Genomic DNA, 20,286 nt, shown 5'->3' on the forward strand with positions numbered 1-20,286 from the left:
ATGCGGGTTGCCATCATCGATTACGGGTCGGGCAATCTGCGCTCGGCCACCAAGGCCTTCGAGCGCGCCGCGCATGAAGCCGGCATTGCCGCTGCCATTGAGCTAACCGCCGACGCCGAGCGGGTGCGCAGCGCCGACCGAATCGTTTTGCCCGGCGTCGGCGCCTATGCCGATTGCGCGGCGGGCCTGCGCGGCGTCGCCGGCATGTGGGAAGCGGTGGAAGAGGTAGCGATCGCCAAGGCGCGGCCGTTCCTCGGCATCTGCGTCGGCATGCAGCTGATGTCGCAGCGCGGCCTGGAAAAGACCGTGACCAAGGGCTTCGGCTGGATTGCCGGCGACGTCAAGGAGATCACGCCCGCCGATCCGGCACTGAAGATCCCGCAAATCGGCTGGAACACCATCGATCTGGAGCGCAAGCACCCGCTGTTTTCGGGTATTGCGACCGGGCCTAAGGGTCTGCACGCCTATTTCGTTCATTCCTACCATCTCGACGCGACAAGGCCGGACGAAGTGCTGGCCGTCGCCGATTATGGCGGCCCGGTAACGGCGGCGGTCGCGCGCGGTAACCTTGCCGGCACGCAATTCCATCCGGAAAAGAGCCAGGCGCTCGGCCTGGCACTGATCACCAACTTCCTGCGCTGGAGGCCTTGAGATGAGCAAGAAGGGCTACTGGATGGCGATGGTCGATGTGACCGATCCGGAAAACTATCCGAAATACATCGCCGCCAACAAAGCGGCGTTCGACAAATACGGCGCGAAATTCCTGACGCGAGGCGGTCAGTCGTCAAGCCCGGAAGGGCCATCCGGCAATCGCCATGTGATCGTCGAGTTCGAAAGCTACGAGGTCGCGCTGGCTTGCTTCCATTCTCCCGAATACCAGGCAGCGCTGAAATTCCGGCGCGCTTATTCGACCTCGCATTTCGCCATTGTGGAAGGGGTCTGAACGGTGATCCTGTTTCCGGCCATCGACCTCAAGGACGGCAAGTGCGTGCGGCTGAAGCACGGCGATATGGCGACCGCGACCATCTACAATGACGACCCTGCGGCCCAGGCCAAGGCCTTCGAAGAGCAAGGGTTTGAATGGCTGCATGTCGTCGACCTCAACGGCGCCTTCAAGGGCCAGAGCGTCAACAGCGCGGCGGTCGGCGCCATCCTCAAGGCGACGAAAAACCCGGTGCAGCTCGGCGGCGGCATCCGCACGCTGGCGCAGATCGAGGACTGGCTCGACCGCGGGCTGGCCCGCGTCATCCTCGGCACGGTGGCGGTGCGCGATCCCGACCTGGTCCGGGAAGCCTGCAAGGAATTTCCTGGAAAGATCGCCGTGGGCATCGACGCCAAGGGCGGCAAGGTGGCGGTCGAAGGCTGGGCCGAGGCTTCCAGCCTCGGCGTCATCGAACTGGCGCAGAAATTCGAAGGCGCCGGCGTTGCCGCCATCATCTACACCGACATCGACCGAGACGGCGTTCTGACCGGCATCAACTGGGATGCCACGATCGATCTCGCCGACGCGGTCTCGATCCCGGTCATCGCCTCGGGCGGGCTGGCTTCGATCGCCGACATCGTGCGCATGACCATGCCCGACGCGAAGAAACTGGAAGGCGCCATCTCCGGCCGCGCGCTCTATGACGGGCGTATCGACCCGGCCGAGGCGCTTGCGGTGCTGCAGGGCAAGGCGATGGAGACCCGGCCGTGAAAATCTCCATCATCCTGGCATCCTATGACAGTGGCCACTATCACGGCGGCATGGGCCGAGGCCCGGATGCACTTATCGCCGGCGGGCTTGTCGACGCGCTGACGCTCTCCGGGCATGACGTCGTCGTCACCGATATCGGCAGGGTTGGCGACGAACAGCAGCGCGAGATCGCCACCGGCTTTGCCGTGTGCGGTGCCCTCTCCGGCGAGGTCCGCATCGCCATAGACCGCGGCCGGTTTCCCATCGTGCTGGCCGGCAATTGCCTGACATCGGCCGGTGCGGTTGCCGGCGAGGATGCCGATGCGATCATCTGGGCCGACCAGCATGGCGATCTCAACACCCCGGAGACGTCCATCTTCGGCTTTCTCGATGGCATGGCGCTGGCCACGGTTCTCGGCCTGTGCTGGAAGCCGATGGCCTCGGCCATCCCCGGCTTCAGGCCGATCGATCCGGCGCGCTGCGTGCTGGTCAACGCGCGCGATCTCGATCCGGCCGAAACAGAGCTGTTGAAGACTTTGCCGGTCATCCGCACCGAATGCCCGGACTGGGCCACGGCCTGCGACAGGCTGAAGGCGCCGGACGCGAAGCGGGTGCACCTGCATCTCGATCTCGACGTGCACGACCCCGGGGCGCTGCAGGCCAACCGCTACACCACGCCCGGCGGCCCGGAGCCGAAACAGCTGCGCCAGGCTGTCTGCGGCATGGCCGGCCTGCTGCCGATTTCCGGCATTACCATTTCCGCCTATGATCCGGCGTTCGATGCGCAGGCCGAGGTTCCGCCGCTGGTCGGCGAACTGCTAAGCGAGTTGCTGGCGACGATGGAGAAGGGCTGATGCTGAAGGCCCGAGTCATCCCTTGCCTCGACGTCAAGAACGGCCGCGTCGTCAAGGGCGTCAATTTCGTCGACCTCATCGATGCCGGTGATCCGGTCGAGGCGGCCAAAGCCTATGACGCGGCCGGCGCTGACGAGCTTTGCTTTCTCGATATCACCGCGTCGTCCGACAACCGTGAAACCATCTTCGACGTCGTCGCCCGCACCGCCGAACAATGCTTCATGCCGCTGACCGTCGGCGGCGGCGTGCGCCAGGTGGCCGATATTCGCAAACTGTTGCTGGCCGGCGCCGACAAGGTGTCGATCAACACTGCGGCGGTGAAGAACCCCGATTTCGTCGCGGAAGCCGCCGACAAGTTCGGCAACCAGTGTATTGTCGTGGCCATCGACGCCAAGAAGGTGTCGGCGCCGAAAGAGCCCGGCCGTTGGGAGATCTTCACCCATGGCGGCCGTGAAAAGACCGGCATCGATGCGGTCGAGTTTGCGCGAAAAATGGTCGATCGCGGCGCTGGCGAGATCCTGCTGACCTCAATGGACCGCGACGGCACCAAGGCCGGTTACGACATTGCGCTGACCCGCGCGATAGCGGATGCGGTGCGCGCGCCGGTGATCGCGTCGGGCGGCGTCGGCACGCTCGATCATCTGGTCGAGGGCATTCGCGACGGCCATGCCGGCGCCGTGCTCGCCGCCTCGATCTTCCATTTCGGCACTTACACGATTGCGGAAGCCAAGGCGCATATGGCCGAGGCCGGGTTACCGATGCGGCTGGACTACCCGGTTCAATCCACTCCACAAAGGCTGTAGGCTGCGCCATGGCTGAATTTTCGCTGTCCGATCTGGAAACGATCATTGGCGAACGCGCCCGTTCCGGCGACCCGGACTCGTGGACGGCAAAACTGTTCGCCAAAGGCATCGACAAGGCGGCGCAGAAGCTTGGTGAAGAGGCAGTCGAGACGGTGATTGCCGCCGTCAAGGGCGACAAAAATGCCCTCGTTTCCGAAAGTGCCGATCTCATATATCATTGGCTCGTCGTGCTTGGCATGGCCGGCGTTTCGCTGGGCGAGGTGCTGAAGGAGCTTGAGGGCCGTACCGGCCGTTCGGGCGTCACTGAAAAGGCATCCCGGCCGAAAGGCTGACCGCGAGAGCCGGATGATTTCGGGCCGAGGCCTTAAATCTGAATCCGTCTCTAAATTGATAGAGGGAGCATGATGTCGCCCGAAAACCGCTTCACACTTTTCGGCATCATGCTCTAGAGGGCAGGAAACTCGATGGACCAGCTCGCTCCGACCGAGAAATATTCCCCCTATCGTTTCTTCTCGGCCGAGCAATGGTCGAACTTCCGCGCCGACACGCCGATGACGCTGGGCGAAGACGAGATCAACCGTCTGCGCTCACTGAACGATCCGGTCGACCTGGAAGAAGTCAAGCGCATCTATCTGTCGCTCTCGCGGCTGCTTTCGGCGCATGTCGAGGCCAGCCAGTTGCTGTTTCGCCAGCGCCAGGCCTTCTTCAACGCGCTGGATGTGGTCAAGACACCGTTCATCATCGGCATTGCCGGTTCGGTTGCGGTCGGCAAATCGACAACGGCGCGCGTGCTGAAGGAGCTTCTGGCGCGCTGGCCGTCGAGCCCCAAGGTCGATCTCATCACTACCGACGGGTTCCTGCTGCCCAACAAGGTGTTGCGACGAGACAATCTGATGGAGCGCAAGGGCTTTCCCGACAGCTACGATGTCGGTGCTCTGCTGCGTTTCCTCTCGGGCATCAAGTCGGCGCAGCGCAATGTCCGCGCGCCCGTCTATTCGCATTTGACCTATGACGTCATTCCCGGCGAGTTCGTCACCATCGACCGGCCAGACATTCTGATCTTCGAAGGCATCAACGTTCTGCAACCCGGCAAATTGCCGAAGGACGGCAAGATAGTGCCGTTCCTGTCGGATTTCTTCGATTTCGCCATTTATATCGACGCCGACGAAAAGCTGATCCACCAATGGTACATCGCCCGCTTCATGCGCCTGCGCGAGACGGCCTTCCGCAATCCGGACTCCTTCTTCCACCGCTATTCGCAGCTTTCGGAAGACGCCGCGCGCGCCATTGCGGAAGGCTTGTGGGCCAACATCAACCTGAAAAACCTGCGCGAGAACATCGTGCCGACACGGGCGCGGGCCGACCTCATCCTGCGCAAGGGCGCCAATCATCTGGTCGAGGAAGTGGCGCTCAGGAAACTGTGACCGCCGCCTCCGGGCTGGTCGCGATATCGGCCGATTGCGTATCCTGCGCCGGTCGCCGGACATAGCGCCGGTCGGCCGGGACGAGTTTGCGCGCCGCGACATAGACAATCACCGAGACAGCAGCTGCGGCATAGCCGTCGATTGCATAGTGCCACGCCAGATAAACCGAGCTGACGGCAACAAAGGCCACATAGACAAACGCTACAGCGCCGAGACGGCGATTGTACTCCCATGCAAAAAGTGCGTTGAGCATCGCCAAGCCGACATGCACGCTGGGAAAGGCCGAAATGCCTGACGCGAAACCGGTCTGCCTGGCCTCATGAAGCCTCCACAAATATTGCTGGTAGGAAACAGCGGAATTGGAGGATTCGGCGCCGCGGGCCAGGAATGCGAGCTGTTCGCCAAACCGCGCCGTGTCGCCCGTGACCATCCCGTAAAACGCCGGACCAGCCGACAGGAACAGTCCAGCCAATATGTTGCCGACGACGATCCAAACCACCATGAAGCAGATGACATAGCGCGTTCGAACCGACGCCGTCCGGGGCGATGTCGCGACGAAGAACAAGGCGCCAAAATTGAGGACAAACCAGAATACGTTGTAATTCCACTCGATGGCAGCCCGCACGAAATCGTTTTTGGCCACCAGATAGAGCCAGCGCCACGGATCGGCGCCGAAATGCAGGAACGCATCGATGTCGGCATGCAGCACGTCAAATGGAAAGCCGTCCTGCCAGACCGGCAGTCCGTTCTTCACCGAGGTGAATGTGCCTTGAAAGATCATGAGCGCCATGAGGAGGCATAGACCCGAGAGCGAATATGCCAGCCGCGATGTCGAGAACACATATTTCGCCGCCAGACGGCGCCTGATGTCGGTGCGATGTATAAGCAGGCTTATGTCAACAATAATGGCGAAGGTCGGCAGCATCAGGCCGTTCAACAATATCCACCGCCCGAAATATATCGAATACGCGCTGCGGTCGGCCGCGCCTATTGCATACAGAAAAACCAGTCCGGCCAATGTGTAGACGACGATGAACAGATAAACGCCTGAATCCCGGCGAATCAGCGGGATCGCTTGTTTGATGACTGCCCACAACTGACGGAAAACCACACTGCTCTTTGTCATTGTCCCGAGCCGACGTTGCAATGCCCGGGCACTTTATAAGGAAAATCTGTAGAATCGGTTAGTGCTGTGCGAGGACGCGCTCGCTCAAGAAAGTGTCGTCATTCGCCAGCCCCAATTTGCCACAGCCCCACCAGATGGCGAGCGCCGCGGCAATGCCGACAATTCCGTCCACGGCATAGTGCCACCCGAGGTGAATCGAGCCGAAGAACAACAAGACGCCAAAGGCCAGCATGGCGTGACCGAACCTGCGATCAATTGAGTACGCGACAGCCACAAACAGCGCCGCCTGCGCGTTGTGCATGCTGGGCATGGCCGAAATGCCACCGGGCAAATCGACACGGCCAGTATAGACCTCCCAAAGAAAATCCTGTGTCAAGGATGACGACAGCGGATAGATCGAGGCAACCTCGTCGAGATAGCGCATCAGATCGGCATATGGCGAGGGTGCGCCCGGCACCATTTCCGCAAAGTAACAAGGTCCTGCCGAGGAGAACAACGTTGCTATGACCAGGCCGATCAGGATCCACGAAATGACCGTCGCCCGCCAGTAGCGAAGGCGGATCCGCTCAGGCACGCGCGGACTGACAAGCAACCCCACCCAGAACAAGAACACCAGCAGCATCCACAGAGTGTACACTATGTCCAACAGGCGAGTTACCCAAGGCATGCCGACGACCGGCTGAATGATTTGCCACGCCTGATTCCCACCCAGGAGATTTGCATCCCAGTGGGAGAAAGTTTCGTCCCACTGGAAGGGGGCGACAATCGGAATCATCATTTTGTTGTAGAGGAATGCCGCCATGAAGAGAGCCAACACGACGCTAGCGCAGAAACCCCGCGCAAGGGTATTCGACATGCCTCCGAGGGAAGCGACCGCGATGCTGACTGGTGACCCATGGCGACCCTGAACGAGCGCGCAGGAACCAACCACGGCAACAAGGATAGAGCCCAGCAAAGGCAAAAAGCGCACAATTCGACCGGTATATTCAACAATATGGGGCAGGATCGAATCGCCCCTGATTGTCGCGATGAGAAAGGTCAACACGACAAATGCGAAGATCATTGCACTGCGGCGGCCCTCACGCGCGAGCCATGCGGGAAACCGGTCCACATGCGAAGGACTTTGCACGATTTCAGAGGAAGCCATAGGAACGGCCCCAATCTTTTTGAGAACATTCCTTTGTGTCGCACCTATACTTTAACAAACAGTAAGTCGAAGAATACCTCTACTGCTCCAGGGTACGGTTGACCCGCCGCAGCGTCAGATTGATCCGGCCGCCATTTTTCAGCAGCGCCGAGGTCGACGGATAGATGCGGTCGACGCCGTGGAAGCAGAGCCGGCCTTCGCCGCCGAGCACGACGACGTCGCCGCTTTTCAGGCGGAACGATTTGGTACCGCCGTCGCGTGTGGCCCCCCTGCCCGTCACTTGGCCGACCCGGAACAGGCAATCGTCGCCAAGTGACACCGAGACCACAGGCGCCGAAAAATCGGCTTCGTCGCGATCCTGGTGCAGGCCCATTTTGGCGTCCTGCGTATAGAAATTGACCAGGCAGGCCTCTGGCGGATTCGGATAGGCGGCGACCTCCCGCCACAATTGCATCAGCGCGTCCGGGATCGGCGGCCATGGCTCTCCGGTGAGTGGGTGCGTTGGCTGGTAGCGATAACCCAACTCCTTGTCAGTGACCCAGCCGAGCGTGCCGCAATTGGTCATGCGCACGCTCATCTCCTTGCCGGTCCGCGGCATCGCCGGCACGTACAGCGGCGCCCGCTGTACAATGGTCCTCACCTCTTCGACCAGCGCTTCCTGCGCCGCGCGGGACAGATAACCAGGCATGTGGCGGACGCCTTTGGGCAGAACGAGCATGACTTCGCCTCCGGTTGATACTGAAACCATGCCACCGCCAATCAGAAACAGCGACCCGAAAGCCACGGTTGTTGGCCTCCCTTTCTGTGGCAATGGTGAAACCTTGCGGCTGCGGCTCCGAAGGGGAAGCCGCTTTATGCACGCAGTCGGCGCGGTCCTTAGTCGTTCTCTACCCGGCCGCGCAGCTTTTTGATCGTGCCGCGCCCTGCCTTGCTTTGCAGCCGCCGCTCCACCGAGCCTTTCGACGGCCTGGTCTTCTTGCGCGGCGGCGGCGGCGGTTCCGCGGCCTTGGCGACCAGCGCCGTCAGCCTTGCCCGGGCATCGGCCCGGTTCTGCTCCTGGGTGCGGAAGCGGCCGGCCTCGATGACGATGACGCCGTCCTTGGTGGCGCGCTGGCCGGCGAGCTTGATCGTGCGCGCGCGCACGCGTTCGGACAGGCCAGCCGCATTGGCGGCGTCGAAGCGCAATTGGACGGCGGTCGCCACCTTGTTGACGTTCTGGCCGCCGGGACCCGACGAACGGATGAAATCCTCGTGCAGGTCGCCCGGATGGATTACGGCTTCGTCTGATATGATGATGTCGTCGATAGGCATGCCGCAGTCATGGCGCGGCGGACCAAAAAAGAAAAGGCCCGATCGAGACCGCGCCTTTCAAGGATGCTTCGGTGAAGATGCCTGGACTATTCCGCAGCTTCCTGCAGGCGGGGTGCTGCGCCTAGCACGACGGCATCGACATGGCTCTCGAATTTCTCGAAGTTGACGGCGAACATGCCGACCAATCGCGCTGCCTGCCGGTCATAGGCTGCCTTGTCGGCCCAGGTCGAACGCGGGTCGAGAATGGCGCTCTCGACGCCAGGCACAGCAACCGGCACCTCGAAGCCGAAATTGGCGTCAGCGCGGAAACCGGACGCCTTCAGCGAACCGTCAAGCGCTGCGGCCAGCAAGGCGCGCGTCGCCTTGATCGGCATGCGCTTGCCGGTGCCGTAGGCGCCGCCGGTCCAGCCGGTGTTGACCAGCCAGCAATCGGCGCCGTGGCGGGCGATCAGCTCGCGCAGCAGATTGCCGTATTCCTTGGGGTGGCGCGGCATGAACGGGGCGCCGAAGCAGGTCGAGAAGGTCGCTTCCGGCTCGGTAACGCCCTTCTCGGTGCCGGCCACCTTGGCGGTGTAGCCGGAGAGGAAGTGATACATCGCCTGCGCCGGGGTCAGCCGTGCGATCGGCGGCATGATGCCGAAGGCATCGGCGGTCAGCATGATGATGTTTTTCGGGTGGCTGGCCCGTCCGCTCTTCGAGGCATTGGGGATGAAATCCAGCGGATAGGCGCAGCGCGTGTTTTCGGTGAGCCGGCCGTCGTTGAAGTCCGGCACGCGGTCGGCGTCGAGCACGACATTTTCCAGCACCGTGCCGAAGCGCTGCGTGGTGGCGAAAATCTCCGGCTCGGCCTCGGCCGACAGCCGGATCGTCTTGGCGTAGCAGCCGCCTTCGAAGTTGAAGATGCCGTGCGGTCCCCAGCCGTGCTCGTCGTCGCCGATGAGCGTACGTGACGGATCGGCCGACAGCGTCGTCTTGCCCGTCCCGGAAAGCCCGAAGAAGATCGCCGCGTCGCCGCCCGGGCCCTCATTGGCCGAGCAGTGCATCGGCATGACGCCCTTTTCCGGCAGCAAATAGTTGAGCATGGTGAACACCGACTTCTTCATCTCGCCGGCATAGGAAGTGCCGCCGATCAGCACGATCTTGCGGGCGAGATCGACCGCAATCACCGTATCGGTGCGGCTGCCGTGACGGGCCGGATCGGCGCGGAAGGACGGCAGGTCGATGATCGTCATCTCCGGCACGAAATCCTCGAGCTCGGCGGCCTGCGGGCGGATCAAAAGATTGCGGATGAACAGCGAGTGCCAGGCGAATTCGGTGATGATCCGCGTCGGCAGCTTCAGCTCGGCATCGGCGCCGCCGATCAGGTCCTGGACATAAAGGTCCCTGTCGGCCGCATGGGCAAGGAAATCGGCAAGCAATGTTTCGAACTGAGCCGGCGAAATCGCCTTGTTGTTATCCCACCAGATATGCGGCTCGGTGGCACTGTCGCGGACGACAAACTTGTCCCTGGGCGAGCGGCCGGTGTGCTGGCCGGTCTCGGCAAGCAGCGCGCCATGCGCGGTCAGCCTTGCCTCGCCACGGCGGATCGCGTCCTCGTACAGCGCCGCGGCACCGAAATTATAACGCACCGTTCCGGTAGTTTTCAGTCCGATGCGATCGATCGCGCAGGCGGAATTGCGTTTGCCGACTTCCGACATCAAGGGTACCTTCTTCTGGAATCGCCGCACTTTGCCGTCGTATTTCCGGCAGGCCCGCGAAGTGGGCTAAGATGGTCAGAACCAGAAAACCCAAATGATATCAAATCATTAATCGATTTAAAAAAATTGAAAGTTGTTTAAATCGTTTATATATGCAAAAAATTACAGTGGTTACCCAAAGGATTGGCCAGGGTCAGGCGTCCAATCTGCATAGAGGTGCGGGATGGGTCACCGGCAAGCCTTCCGTGACAGCGGACGGAGCCTGTGCCACATTTTGTACCTAATTTGTCCTGCAAAAGCCCTTTCTCTTATCGAAGAAGGGACAGCTCATGAGGGAGCCGCTTGAAATGGCAACAATCGCGCTTGTCGATGACGACCGCAACATTCTGACATCGGTGTCGATCGCCCTCGAGTCCGAGGGGTATCGCGTCGAGACCTACACGGATGGTGCGTCGGCGCTGGAAGGCCTGGCGGCGCGGCCGCCGAATCTCGCCATCCTCGACATCAAGATGCCGCGCATGGACGGCATGGAGCTGTTGCGCCGGATGCGGCAGAAGTCCGACCTGCCGGTGATCTTCCTGACCTCGAAGGACGATGAGATCGATGAGCTTTTCGGCCTCAAGATGGGCGCCGACGATTTCATCCGCAAACCGTTCTCGCAGCGCCTGCTGGTCGAGCGGGTGCGCGCCGTGCTGCGCCGCGCCAGCGCCCGCGAAGCTGCGGCAAAGGCGCCCAGCCAGCAGGCCCGTTCGCTGGAACGCGGCCAGCTCGTCATGGACCAGGAACGCCATACCTGCACCTGGAAGGGCGAGCCGGTGACGCTGACGGTCACCGAATTTCTCATCCTGCACTCGCTGGCGCAGCGCCCCGGCGTGGTAAAAAGCCGTGATGCGCTGATGGATTCGGCCTATGATGAGCAGGTCTATGTCGACGACCGCACCATCGATAGCCACATCAAGCGGCTGCGCAAGAAGTTCAAGGCCGTCGATGACGACTTCGAAATGATCGAAACCCTTTACGGAGTCGGATACCGGTTCCGCGAAGCTTGAGTTGATGCATGTCGCCCAAAAGTGGTCGCGTTTTTGGGACGACGACATGCATAAAACCAAAGACTAGGCGGGAGCTGCTATTCGATGGCAGTGGATGTACAGCGGAGCAGACGAACGAGCGCTGTCAGGCGGTCGCGGATTCTGCCCGCATTCCTGTCGAGGTTGACGGTGCCGATGCGCCGCTTCCTCGGCCACCACATCTTTTCCAGCCTGACCCGGCGCATCCTGTTCCTCAACCTGGCCGGCCTCGCCGTGCTGGTCACCGGCATCCTCTATCTCAACACCTTCCGCGACGGGCTGATCGACGCCCGCGTCGAAAGCCTGATGACGCAGGGCGAGATCATCGCCGGCGCCATTGCCGCGTCGGCAACGGTCGAGACCGATTCGATCAGCATCGATCCGGAAAAACTGCTCGAACTGCAGGCCGGTGAAAGCCTGGGGCCGGGCTCAGACCAGCTCGACAATCTGGATTTCCCGATCAATCCCGAGCGCGTCGCGCCGGTGCTGCGGCGGCTGATTTCGCCGACGCGCACCCGGGCCCGCATCTATGACCGCGACGCCAATCTGCTGCTCGATTCGCGCCATCTCTATTCGCGCGGCCAGATCCTGCGCTACGACCTGCCGCCGGTCGAGGACGAGCAGCCGGATATGCTGGAGCGCGTGCAGAAATTCGTCTTCGACTTCTTCCGCAACAAGGACCTGCCCGTCTACCACGAGCAGCCCGGCGGCAACGGTGCGGCCTTCCCGGAAGTGGTCAAGGCGCTGACCGGCAGTCCATCGACGATCGTGCGGGTGAGCGAACAGGGCGAGCAGATCGTTTCCGTGGCGGTGCCGATCCAGCGCTTCCGCGCCGTTCTCGGCGTGCTGATGCTGTCGACGGAAGGCGGCGACATCGACAAGATCGTCGCCGCCGAGCGCAAGGCTATTTTGCGCGTGTTCGGCATCGCCGCCCTGGTCACCGCCATCCTGTCGATGCTGCTCGCATCCACCATCGCCAATCCGCTGCGCCGGCTATCGGCGGCGGCAGTGCGGGTGCGGCGCGGCGTCAAGAGCCGCGAGGAGATCCCCGACTTTTCCGACCGCCAGGACGAGATCGGCAATTTGTCGGTCGCGGTGCGCGACATGACCAACGCGCTCTATGCCCGCATCGAGGCGATCGAAAGCTTCGCCGCCGATGTCTCGCACGAGCTGAAGAACCCGCTGACCTCGCTGCGCAGCGCGGTGGAGACCTTGCCGCTGGCCAAGAACGACAATTCACGCGGCAGGCTGATGGAGATCATCCAGCACGATGTCCGGCGTCTCGACCGGCTGATCACCGACATTTCCGATGCCTCGCGCCTCGACGCCGAACTGGCGCGTGAGGATGCCGCCACGGTCGATTTGAAGAAATTCATTACCGATCTCGTCGCCGTGTCGCGCGAAGCGACGCGCAACAAAAAGGCTGTCGAGATCGAATTCAAGGCCGCCAAGCTGCCGCAAGGCGTCAAAGGCTATTTCGTCACCGGCCATGATCTGAGGATCGGCCAGGTCATCACCAATCTGATCGAGAATGCCCGCTCCTTCGTGCCGGAGGACCACGGCCATATCGCCATTTCCCTGGCACGCTCGGGCAAGGTCAACATCGTCACCGTCGACGACAACGGCCCCGGAATCCGCGCCGACGCCATCGACCGCATCTTCGAGCGCTTCTACACCGACCGCCCGGCGGGCGAGGCGTTCGGCCAGAATTCGGGGCTTGGCCTGTCGATATCCAGGCAGATCGTCGAAGCCCATGGCGGCACGCTGACCGCCGAGAACATCCCCGGCACCAAGCCCGGCGACATCAAGGGCGCGCGCTTCGTCGTTACGCTGCCGGCCGAAGGCTGATCGCGGCTGCGCATGCCCGATCCCACCGCGGAACCCGAGAACATCCATGCCACCGCAGTCCTGATTGGCGAGCGGGGCGTCCTGATCACCGGGCCGTCCGGCTCGGGCAAGACAACGCTGGCGCTGGCGCTCATCGACCATTTCAGCCGGCTCGGGCTGTTTGCGCGGCTGATCGGCGACGACCAGCTGTTTGTCGCGGCGCGTTTCGGGCGGCTGGTCTGCCATGCGCCCGCCAGCATTGCCGGCCTCGCAGAGGTGCCCGGGCTTGGTCCGAAGCCGCTTTTGTTCCAACCTGTGGGGGTCATCGACCTGGCAATCCGGATGGTTTCCGCAGACGCGATCGCGCGTTTCCAGGAAGAGTCGACCGCGACCATTGCCGGCTATGTGGTGCCGCGCATCGACCTCGTTCAGCGCAACGTCACTGCGGCTTTGCCGGCGGTAATGGCGCGGCTGGCGATTGCGCCTTTCGTATGATCCGCCGCCGGTTTTTTGCTGCAATGCGTCAAATTGGCCATGGCTGACGCAATTTTGGGCTTGTCAACGCGCCGCGCGTCGACAAGATAGCGCTCCCGCCGCCTGGGATGGCCGGCGAGCATAAAAAGCGCCTGTGAAGCGGCGATGACGGGAGCCACCATAGAATGATCGGACTCGTGCTTGTAACGCACGGTCAACTGGCCGCCGAGTTCCGCCATGCCGTGGAACATGTCGTGGGGCCACAAGACAATTTCGAAACCGTGGCAATCGGCGCCGATGACGATATGGAGCAGCGTCGGCGCGATATCGTCGACGCCGTCGGCCGCGTCGACACCGGGACCGGGGTCATCGTTCTGACCGATATGTTCGGCGGCACGCCTTCCAACCTCGCCATTTCGGTGATGGAATCCGGTCGCACCGAGGTCATCGCCGGCATGAACCTGCCGATGCTGATCAAGCTGTCATCGATCCGCAAGGGCGACAACATGGCGACCGCGCTCGACGAGGCGCAGGCCGCGGGGCGCAAATACATCAACGTCGCAAGTCAGCTGCTGAGCAGCAAATGAACGCGCTGTCGCCCGGTGAGATCGTGCGCGAGTTCCCGATCGTCAACCAGCGCGGCCTGCATGCGCGCGCCTCGGCGAAGTTCGTCCAGGTCGCCAGCGGCTTCGACGCCACCGTCCATGTCGAGAAGGATGGTCTCAAGGTCGGCGGCACCTCGATCATGGGGCTGATGATGCTGGCGGCGAGCCCCGGTTATTCGATCCGCGTCACCGCCAGCGGCGCTGAAGCCGCAGCGGCGATGGACGCGCTGGAGCAGCTGGTCGCCTCGCGCTTCGGCGAAGAGTGCTGAAGTTTTTGCTTTGAACGCCGTTGCCCCAAACCGCGGGATACTTTTGGGCGGCATGCATCCCCGTAAACACATACGCGCATAAAGATTTCTTTATATCCCATTGTCGTCTTGGCGGCGATCTGCTAGTCAGGCCGGCATTCCGCGCCCTTCGACGCGCCGTGTGGCGCAGGCGCATTCTGAAGACAAATCACACCGGAGCACTGCCATGACAGGTAGCAAGGACTATGTGGTCGCCGACATCTCGCTTGCCGGCTGGGGCCGCAAGGAACTCGATATCGCCGAAACCGAAATGCCGGGCCTGATGGCCTGCCGCGAGGAATTCGGCGACAAGAAGCCGTTGAAAGGTGCGCGCATCACCGGATCGCTGCACATGACCATCCAGACCGCGGTGCTGATCGAGACGCTGAAGGCGCTTGGCGCCGATATCCGTTGGGCCTCGTGCAACATCTTCTCGACCCAGGACCATGCGGCCGCAGCCATCGCCGAGGCCGGCATCCCGGTGTTCGCCGTCAAGGGCGAGTCGCTCGAGGAGTATTGGGACTACACCGACAGGATCTTCCAGTGGGCCGATGGGGGCCTCTCCAACATGATCCTCGACGATGGCGGCGACGCCACCATGTACATACTGATCGGCGCCCGCGCCGAAGCCGGCGAGGACGTGCTGTCCAACCCGCAGAGCGAGGAAGAGGAATACTTCTACGCCCAGGTCAAGAAGCGGCTGAAGGCTTCGCCCGGGTTCTTCACCAAGCAGAAGGAAGCCATCCGCGGCGTCACCGAAGAGACGACCACGGGTGTCAACCGACTCTACCAGCTGCAGAAGAAGGGCCTGCTGCCCTTCCCGGCGATCAACGTCAACGACTCGGTCACCAAGTCGAAGTTCGACAACAAATATGGCTGCAAGGAATCGCTGGTCGACGGCATCCGCCGCGGCACCGACACCATGATGGCCGGCAAGGTTGCGGTCGTCTGCGGCTATGGCGACGTCGGCAAGGGCTCGTCGGCTTCGCTCAAGGGCGCCGGCGCCCGCGTCAAGGTCACCGAAGTCGATCCGATCTGCGCGCTGCAGGCGGCGATGGACGGCTTTGAAGTCGTCACGCTGGAAGATGCCGCACCGACCGCCGACATCGTCATCACCACCACCGGCAACAAGGATGTGGTCACCCTCGACCACATGCGCTCGATGAAGGACATGGTGATCGTCGGCAATATTGGCCACTTCGACAATGAGATCCAGGTCGCGTCGCTGCGCAACCTGCAATGGACCAACGTCAAGCCGCAGGTCGACATGATAACCTTCCCGGACGGCAAGCGGATGATCCTGCTGTCCGAGGGGCGCCTGCTCAACCTCGGCAACGCGACCGGTCATCCGAGCTTCGTGATGTCGGCTTCGTTCACCAATCAGGTGCTGGCGCAGATCGAGCTCTACACCAAGCCCGGCCAGTACCAGAACCAGGTCTATGTGCTGCCCAAGCACCTCGACGAGAAGGTGGCGCGTCTGCATCTCGACAAGCTTGGAGCCCGCTTGACCGAACTTTCCGGCGAACAGGCCGCCTATATCGGCGTGACCCCGCAGGGTCCGTTCAAGCCGGAACACTACCGCTATTAGCCAAAGCGGCGTTTACCACTAGATATTGAAGCCGGGCGATTGACTTTTCGCCCGGCTTCTTTTTTGCGCGGATGATTCTTCACGCCGATTCCAGCACGCGCTATTGTGCTGATTCGTGGGCCGGGGACGAGGCCGGCGTACGCATCGAGAGCATGATTCGAACCGAAGGACCGCGTCAGCGAAAAGTGGGAAGCGGTTTTCGGAAAAGATCATGCCCTTTAGAAAAGAGTTAGGTCAGAAGGGCGTTTCCATCAAACGTGATCCTGATCTAGGCGGTCTTGCATTCAGGCGGCGAAGAGGACCAAGGCATGCCGGGGGAAAACCCGCCTCGCGCGGGATCGGCCGTTTCCGGCGGCCATGACGATTCCGATAGCAATGGCTCCGTCACGACAGGCGGTGGCCTGAAGAGGCGCGTTGGCGCCCGCACCGCCGGCTTTCTTGCCACCTCAGCTCTTGCCGGCCCGCTCACCTCGTTTGCCGCCCATGCCGAGCCGGCCATTGCGCAGAAGGCCGGACTGTCGGTCAGCGCGGTCGAAGTCATCCAGCTCGCCATGTTCGTCGGCGTCATGGGCGCGGCACTGGTCTCGGCCATCTTCCTGATCCGCGAAAGAGCCCGCACCTCGGCGCAGAATGTCGAACTCAGAGCCCGCATTGCCGACATCAATGCGGCGCTGCAGCGCTCCGAGGCGCTGCTCAATCTGCGTGACCAGCGCGTCATCGTCTGGGCGTCGGAGAACAAGAAGCCGGAGCTGATCGGCACGCTGCCGCTGGAAAGCGGTGCGCCGGACGACCGTGCAGCCTTCCTCGCCTTCGGCCGCTGGCTGATGCCGCGCTCGGCGGCGGCGCTCGAAAATGCCGTCGCTGGTCTGCGCGAGAAAGCGAAACCCTTTGATCTCGTGATCGAATCGCAGGCCGGGGCGCCGCTTGAAGTGCATGGCCGCAAGAGCGCCGCGCATGTGCTGGTGCGCTTCGTCTCGCTGTCGGAGACGCAGCGAAGCCAGGCCAGGCTGAAGATCGAGAACCAGCGGCTGGCCGCCGACTACGAGACGATGATCGGCCTGCTCGACGCCTTGCCGATGCCGGCCTGGCTGCGCGCCACCGACGGGCGGCTGAAATGGGTCAACCGTGCCTATGCCGGAGCGGTCGAGGCACCGAACGCCGAGACCGCGGTGCGCGAAGCCAAGGAATTCCTCGGCGCCCAAGCGCGCGAACAGATCGCCGCGCAGCACAAATCGCGCCCGATCTTCGAACAGACGCTGTCGACGGTGATCGAGGGCGACCGCCGGGTGTTCGCCGTCACCGACTTCGCCGGTGCCGACGGCTCGGCCGGTCTTGCCTGCGACACCAGCGCCACCGAAACCATTCGCGGCGAATATGAGCGCACGGTGCGCAGCCATGCCGACACGCTCGACCAGCTCAACACGGCGGTGGCGATCTTCGATGCCAACGAGAAGTTGCGCTTCTTCAACCAGGCGTTCCAGAAACTGTGGGGGCTGGACCCGGGCTTCCTGCACAGCGCGCCCGACAATGCGCTGCTGCTCGACCGGCTGCGCAGCGAAGGCAAGATCGCCGAGCAGCCGGAATGGCGGCGCTGGAAAGAAGGCCTGCTTGGCGCCTACCGCGCGGTGGAATCGCAAGAGCATTGGTGGCATCTGCCCGACGGCAAGACCATCCGCGTGGTGGCCAACCCGCAGCCGAAGGGCGGCGTGACCTGGGTGTTCGAGAACCTGACCGAGAAGATGGACCTCGAAAGCCGCTACCAGACGGCGGTGCGGGTCCAGGGCGAAACGCTCGACAATCTGGCCGAAGGCGTCGCCGTGTTCGGTCCCGATGGGCGGCTGCGCCTGTCGAACCCGGCCTTTGTCGCGCTGTGGGGACTGAGCCAGGATGTGATCAAGCCCAACGTCCATGTCTCGGCGATCCGCGATCTCAGCGACCAGCGCGCCGTCGACAGCCCGTGGGGCGGGTTCGTCGCCGCCATCACCGGTTTCGACGACGAGCGCCGCGACCGCCATGGCCAGACCGAACTGAAGAACGGCACAGTGCTCAGCTACGCCGTCATCCCGCTGCCCAACGGCCAGGTGATGATGACCTTTGTGGACGTCACCGACAGCGTCAATGTCGAGCGCGCGCTGAAGGACAAGAACGAAGCGCTGCAGAAATCCGACCAGCTGAAGAACGAGTTCGTGCAGCATGTCTCCTACGAGCTGCGCTCGCCGCTGACCAACATCATCGGCTTCACCGAGCTTCTGTCGCTGCCGGCGACCGGGCCGCTCAGCCCAAAGCAGCGCGAATATGTCGAGCATGTCGGCTCGTCATCCTCGGTGCTGCTCACCATCGTCAACGACATACTCGACCTCGCCACCGTCGACGCCGGCATCATGCAGCTCGACATTTCGGAAGTAAGCGTCGAGCGCACCATCGAGGCCGCGGCCGAACTGGTCGCCGACCGGCTGCAAGAGCATTCGATCAAGCTCCGGATCGACGCCGCTGCGGCGCCGAAGAGTTTTCACGGCGACGAGACCCGGGTTCGCCAGATCCTCTACAATCTGCTCAGCAACGCCGCCAATTACGCGCCGGAGGCGAGCACTATCACGCTTGCCTGCCGGCATTTGGAGCAAGGTGTGGAATTCTCCGTCCATGACAACGGCCCCGGCATGCCGCCGGACCTGCTCGATTCGGTGTTCCGCCGCTTCGAGCCGCGCACCAATGGCGGGCGCCGGCGCGGTGCGGGCTTAGGCCTGTCGATCGTCAAGAGCTTTGTCGAGCTGCACGGCGGCAGCGTGCGCATCGAGACCGGCAAGGACAAGGGCACCACCGTCATCTGCACCTTCCCCGATGCACCGTCGGGCATCCGCGCCGCGGCCGAGTAGCGCGCTCGATGACTGTTGTTGTGCTGGAGCGTTTTCTCGCCGACGAGGCTGCGACCGCAAGGCTCGGCGAAGACCTGGCCATGGCGCTGCGGCCGGGCGACGTGCTGGCGCTCAAGGGCGATCTCGGCGCCGGCAAGTCGACGCTGGCGCGGGCCCTGATCAGGGCGCTGGCCGATGATGCCGGCCTCGATGTGCCGAGCCCTACCTTCACCTTGGTGCAAAGCTACGACACGCGCATCCCCGTGCACCATTTCGATCTCTATCGCCTGTCCTCGGCCGGCGAGATGGACGAGCTGGGTTTCGACGAGGCGCTGCTGCAGGGCGCTGCCCTTGTCGAGTGGCCGGAACGGGCGGAGGCCGCTCTTCCGAGAACGTCGATCTGGATCGAACTCGTCCATCAGGACGAAGGACGATTGGCGAAACTATCGGGCCAAGGCGTTGCCTTCGAACGCGTGGCGCGATCGCTGGCGATGCGCGATTTCCTCAAAACGGCCGGTTGGGGCGACGCCGCGCGGCGCCATTTCGTCGGCGACGCCTCGGCGCGCTCTTACGAGATTGTTTCGCTCGCCGGCCTTGCGCCGCGCGTGCTGATGAATTCGCCAAGGCTGGTGCTGGGGCCGCCGGTGCGCGACGGCAAGCCCTATGCCGTGATCGCCCACACGGCGCAGTCGGTCACCGCTTTCGTCGCCATCGACAAGGCGCTGCTGGCGCAAGGTGTCAGTGTCCCAAAAATCCATGCCGAGGATCTCGAGCAAGGGTTTCTGCTGCTGGAGCATCTGGGCTCGGAAGGTTTTCTCGACGGCAATGGTGAGCCGGTGGCCGAGCGCTACGCGGCAGCAGCCGAATTGCTGGCCATGATGCATGGCAAGACCTGGCTGCCGCGCATGGAAGCCGTCCCAGGCGTCTTCCACGAGGTGCCGCCCTTCGATCGCGACGCCATGCTGATCGAAGCCGATCTCTTGGTCGATTGGTATGTGCCGATGGTGACCGGCAGCCCGGCAAGCGAGGCTTTACGCGCCGGCTATCACAGGGAATGGAACGCGGTTCTCGATCGGCTGGACACACAGGAATACACGCTGATGCTGCGCGACTTCCATTCGCCCAACATCATCTGGCGCGGTGACCGCAAAGGCCACGACCGCCTCGGCATCGTCGACGTCCAGGACGCGCTGATGGGTCCGGCGGCCTATGATGTTGCGTCGCTGGCCATGGATGCCCGCGTCACCGTTTCGCCCGATATCGAGCAGCGGACCGTGGACGCCTATGTCGCTGCGCGCCACGCCGCCGTCGGCTTCGATGAGGACGCCTTCCGCGCGGCCTATGCGATCATGGCGGCGCAGCGCAATTCAAAGATCCTCGGCATTTTCGTGCGGCTCGAAAAGCGCGACGGCAAGCCCTATTATCTCCGACACCTGCCGCGCATCCGCGATTATCTCAGGCGGGCGCTGGCGCACCCGGCGCTGGCTCAGCTGAAGGAGTTTTACATGGCACATGGCCTGCTGGAGGAACGGCTCCCGTGACCTTGACCACA

Annotated in this window: 20 protein-coding genes; 15 read left to right on the plus strand and 5 right to left on the minus strand. The window is 62.7% G+C overall.

Annotated features, from left to right (window positions below; all coding sequences use genetic code 11):
- The 7 genes from hisH (at position 1) to coaA (ending at position 4,753) form a co-directional block, all read left to right on the plus strand.
- Positions 1-651 carry an imidazole glycerol phosphate synthase subunit HisH gene (gene hisH, locus NL532_RS02500; RefSeq protein WP_023672319.1) on the plus strand — a complete coding sequence of 217 codons (651 nt, stop codon included), beginning with the start codon at positions 1-3 and terminating at the stop codon, positions 649-651.
- Position 652: 1 nt separating this feature from the next.
- Positions 653-943: a DUF1330 domain-containing protein gene (locus NL532_RS02505; protein WP_023672318.1), complete on the plus strand. Its 291-nt coding sequence runs from the start codon at positions 653-655 to the stop codon at positions 941-943.
- Between the two features lie 3 nt (positions 944-946).
- Entirely contained in the window at positions 947-1,693 is a 747-nt protein-coding gene (gene hisA, locus NL532_RS02510) for a 1-(5-phosphoribosyl)-5-[(5-phosphoribosylamino)methylideneamino]imidazole-4-carboxamide isomerase (protein ID WP_023672317.1), read from the plus strand.
- Positions 1,690-2,526 carry an arginase family protein gene (locus tag NL532_RS02515; protein ID WP_023828819.1) on the plus strand — a complete coding sequence of 279 codons (837 nt, stop codon included), beginning with the start codon at positions 1,690-1,692 and terminating at the stop codon, positions 2,524-2,526. Before hisA ends, NL532_RS02515 begins: the two co-directional genes overlap by 4 nt.
- Positions 2,523-3,329 carry an imidazole glycerol phosphate synthase subunit HisF gene (gene hisF / locus NL532_RS02520; RefSeq protein ID WP_023828820.1) on the plus strand — a complete coding sequence of 269 codons (807 nt, stop codon included), beginning with the start codon at positions 2,523-2,525 and terminating at the stop codon, positions 3,327-3,329. Before NL532_RS02515 ends, hisF begins: the two co-directional genes overlap by 4 nt.
- An 8-nt stretch (positions 3,330-3,337) precedes the next feature.
- Complete coding sequence (locus NL532_RS02525; RefSeq protein WP_023672314.1) at positions 3,338-3,661, plus strand: phosphoribosyl-ATP diphosphatase; 324 nt, start codon at positions 3,338-3,340, stop codon at positions 3,659-3,661.
- A gap of 132 nt (positions 3,662-3,793) precedes the next feature.
- Positions 3,794-4,753 carry a type I pantothenate kinase gene (gene coaA / locus NL532_RS02530; protein WP_023672313.1) on the plus strand — a complete coding sequence of 320 codons (960 nt, stop codon included), beginning with the start codon at positions 3,794-3,796 and terminating at the stop codon, positions 4,751-4,753.
- On the opposite strand, the gene NL532_RS02535 is transcribed toward coaA, so the two are convergent.
- The 5 genes from NL532_RS02535 to NL532_RS02555 form a co-directional block, all read right to left on the minus strand.
- Complete coding sequence (locus NL532_RS02535; protein ID WP_023756496.1) at positions 4,740-5,879, minus strand: phosphatase PAP2 family protein; 1,140 nt, start codon at positions 5,877-5,879, stop codon at positions 4,740-4,742. The genes coaA and NL532_RS02535 overlap by 14 nt on opposite strands.
- A 58-nt stretch (positions 5,880-5,937) precedes the next feature.
- Positions 5,938-7,026 (minus strand): phosphatase PAP2 family protein, encoded by a 1,089-nt coding sequence (locus NL532_RS02540; protein WP_081730953.1) that lies wholly within the window; start codon positions 7,024-7,026, stop codon positions 5,938-5,940.
- 79 nt (positions 7,027-7,105) lie between these two features.
- Positions 7,106-7,744, minus strand: coding sequence for an alpha-ketoglutarate-dependent dioxygenase AlkB family protein (locus NL532_RS02545; RefSeq protein WP_023827364.1), 639 nt, complete (start codon positions 7,742-7,744; stop codon positions 7,106-7,108).
- A 158-nt stretch (positions 7,745-7,902) separates the two neighbouring features.
- Positions 7,903-8,337: an alternative ribosome rescue aminoacyl-tRNA hydrolase ArfB gene (gene arfB, locus NL532_RS02550; protein ID WP_023672309.1), complete on the minus strand. Its 435-nt coding sequence runs from the start codon at positions 8,335-8,337 to the stop codon at positions 7,903-7,905.
- Between the two features lie 86 nt (positions 8,338-8,423).
- Positions 8,424-10,034: a phosphoenolpyruvate carboxykinase gene (locus NL532_RS02555; protein WP_023828821.1), complete on the minus strand. Its 1,611-nt coding sequence runs from the start codon at positions 10,032-10,034 to the stop codon at positions 8,424-8,426.
- Between the two features lie 347 nt (positions 10,035-10,381).
- Between NL532_RS02555 and NL532_RS02560 the strand changes: the two genes are divergently transcribed.
- From NL532_RS02560 to tsaE, 8 genes are all read left to right on the plus strand, one after another.
- Entirely contained in the window at positions 10,382-11,083 is a 702-nt protein-coding gene (locus NL532_RS02560; RefSeq protein ID WP_010912942.1) for a response regulator transcription factor, read from the plus strand.
- 84 nt (positions 11,084-11,167) lie between these two features.
- Entirely contained in the window at positions 11,168-12,949 is a 1,782-nt protein-coding gene (locus NL532_RS02565; protein ID WP_023672307.1) for a sensor histidine kinase, read from the plus strand.
- A 12-nt stretch (positions 12,950-12,961) separates the two neighbouring features.
- Positions 12,962-13,423: an HPr kinase/phosphorylase gene (locus NL532_RS02570; RefSeq protein WP_023828822.1), complete on the plus strand. Its 462-nt coding sequence runs from the start codon at positions 12,962-12,964 to the stop codon at positions 13,421-13,423.
- A gap of 164 nt (positions 13,424-13,587) precedes the next feature.
- A complete protein-coding gene (locus tag NL532_RS02575) occupies positions 13,588-13,989 on the plus strand; it encodes a PTS sugar transporter subunit IIA (RefSeq protein WP_023672304.1) in 402 nt (133 codons plus the stop codon).
- Positions 13,986-14,276, plus strand: coding sequence for an HPr family phosphocarrier protein (locus NL532_RS02580; RefSeq protein WP_023672303.1), 291 nt, complete (start codon positions 13,986-13,988; stop codon positions 14,274-14,276). The genes NL532_RS02575 and NL532_RS02580 overlap by 4 nt, the downstream gene beginning before the upstream one ends.
- A 205-nt stretch (positions 14,277-14,481) precedes the next feature.
- A complete protein-coding gene (gene ahcY / locus NL532_RS02585; protein ID WP_023681401.1) occupies positions 14,482-15,882 on the plus strand; it encodes an adenosylhomocysteinase in 1,401 nt (466 codons plus the stop codon).
- 308 nt (positions 15,883-16,190) lie between these two features.
- Positions 16,191-18,755, plus strand: coding sequence for a sensor histidine kinase (locus NL532_RS02590; protein WP_023672300.1), 2,565 nt, complete (start codon positions 16,191-16,193; stop codon positions 18,753-18,755).
- Between the two features lie 8 nt (positions 18,756-18,763).
- Positions 18,764-20,275, plus strand: coding sequence for a tRNA (adenosine(37)-N6)-threonylcarbamoyltransferase complex ATPase subunit type 1 TsaE (gene tsaE, locus NL532_RS02595; RefSeq protein ID WP_023828823.1), 1,512 nt, complete (start codon positions 18,764-18,766; stop codon positions 20,273-20,275).
- Positions 20,276-20,286: the final 11 nt, after the last annotated feature.

This window comes from Mesorhizobium sp. C120A, from assembly GCF_030323105.1.
Classification (GTDB): Bacteria; Pseudomonadota; Alphaproteobacteria; order Rhizobiales; family Rhizobiaceae; genus Mesorhizobium.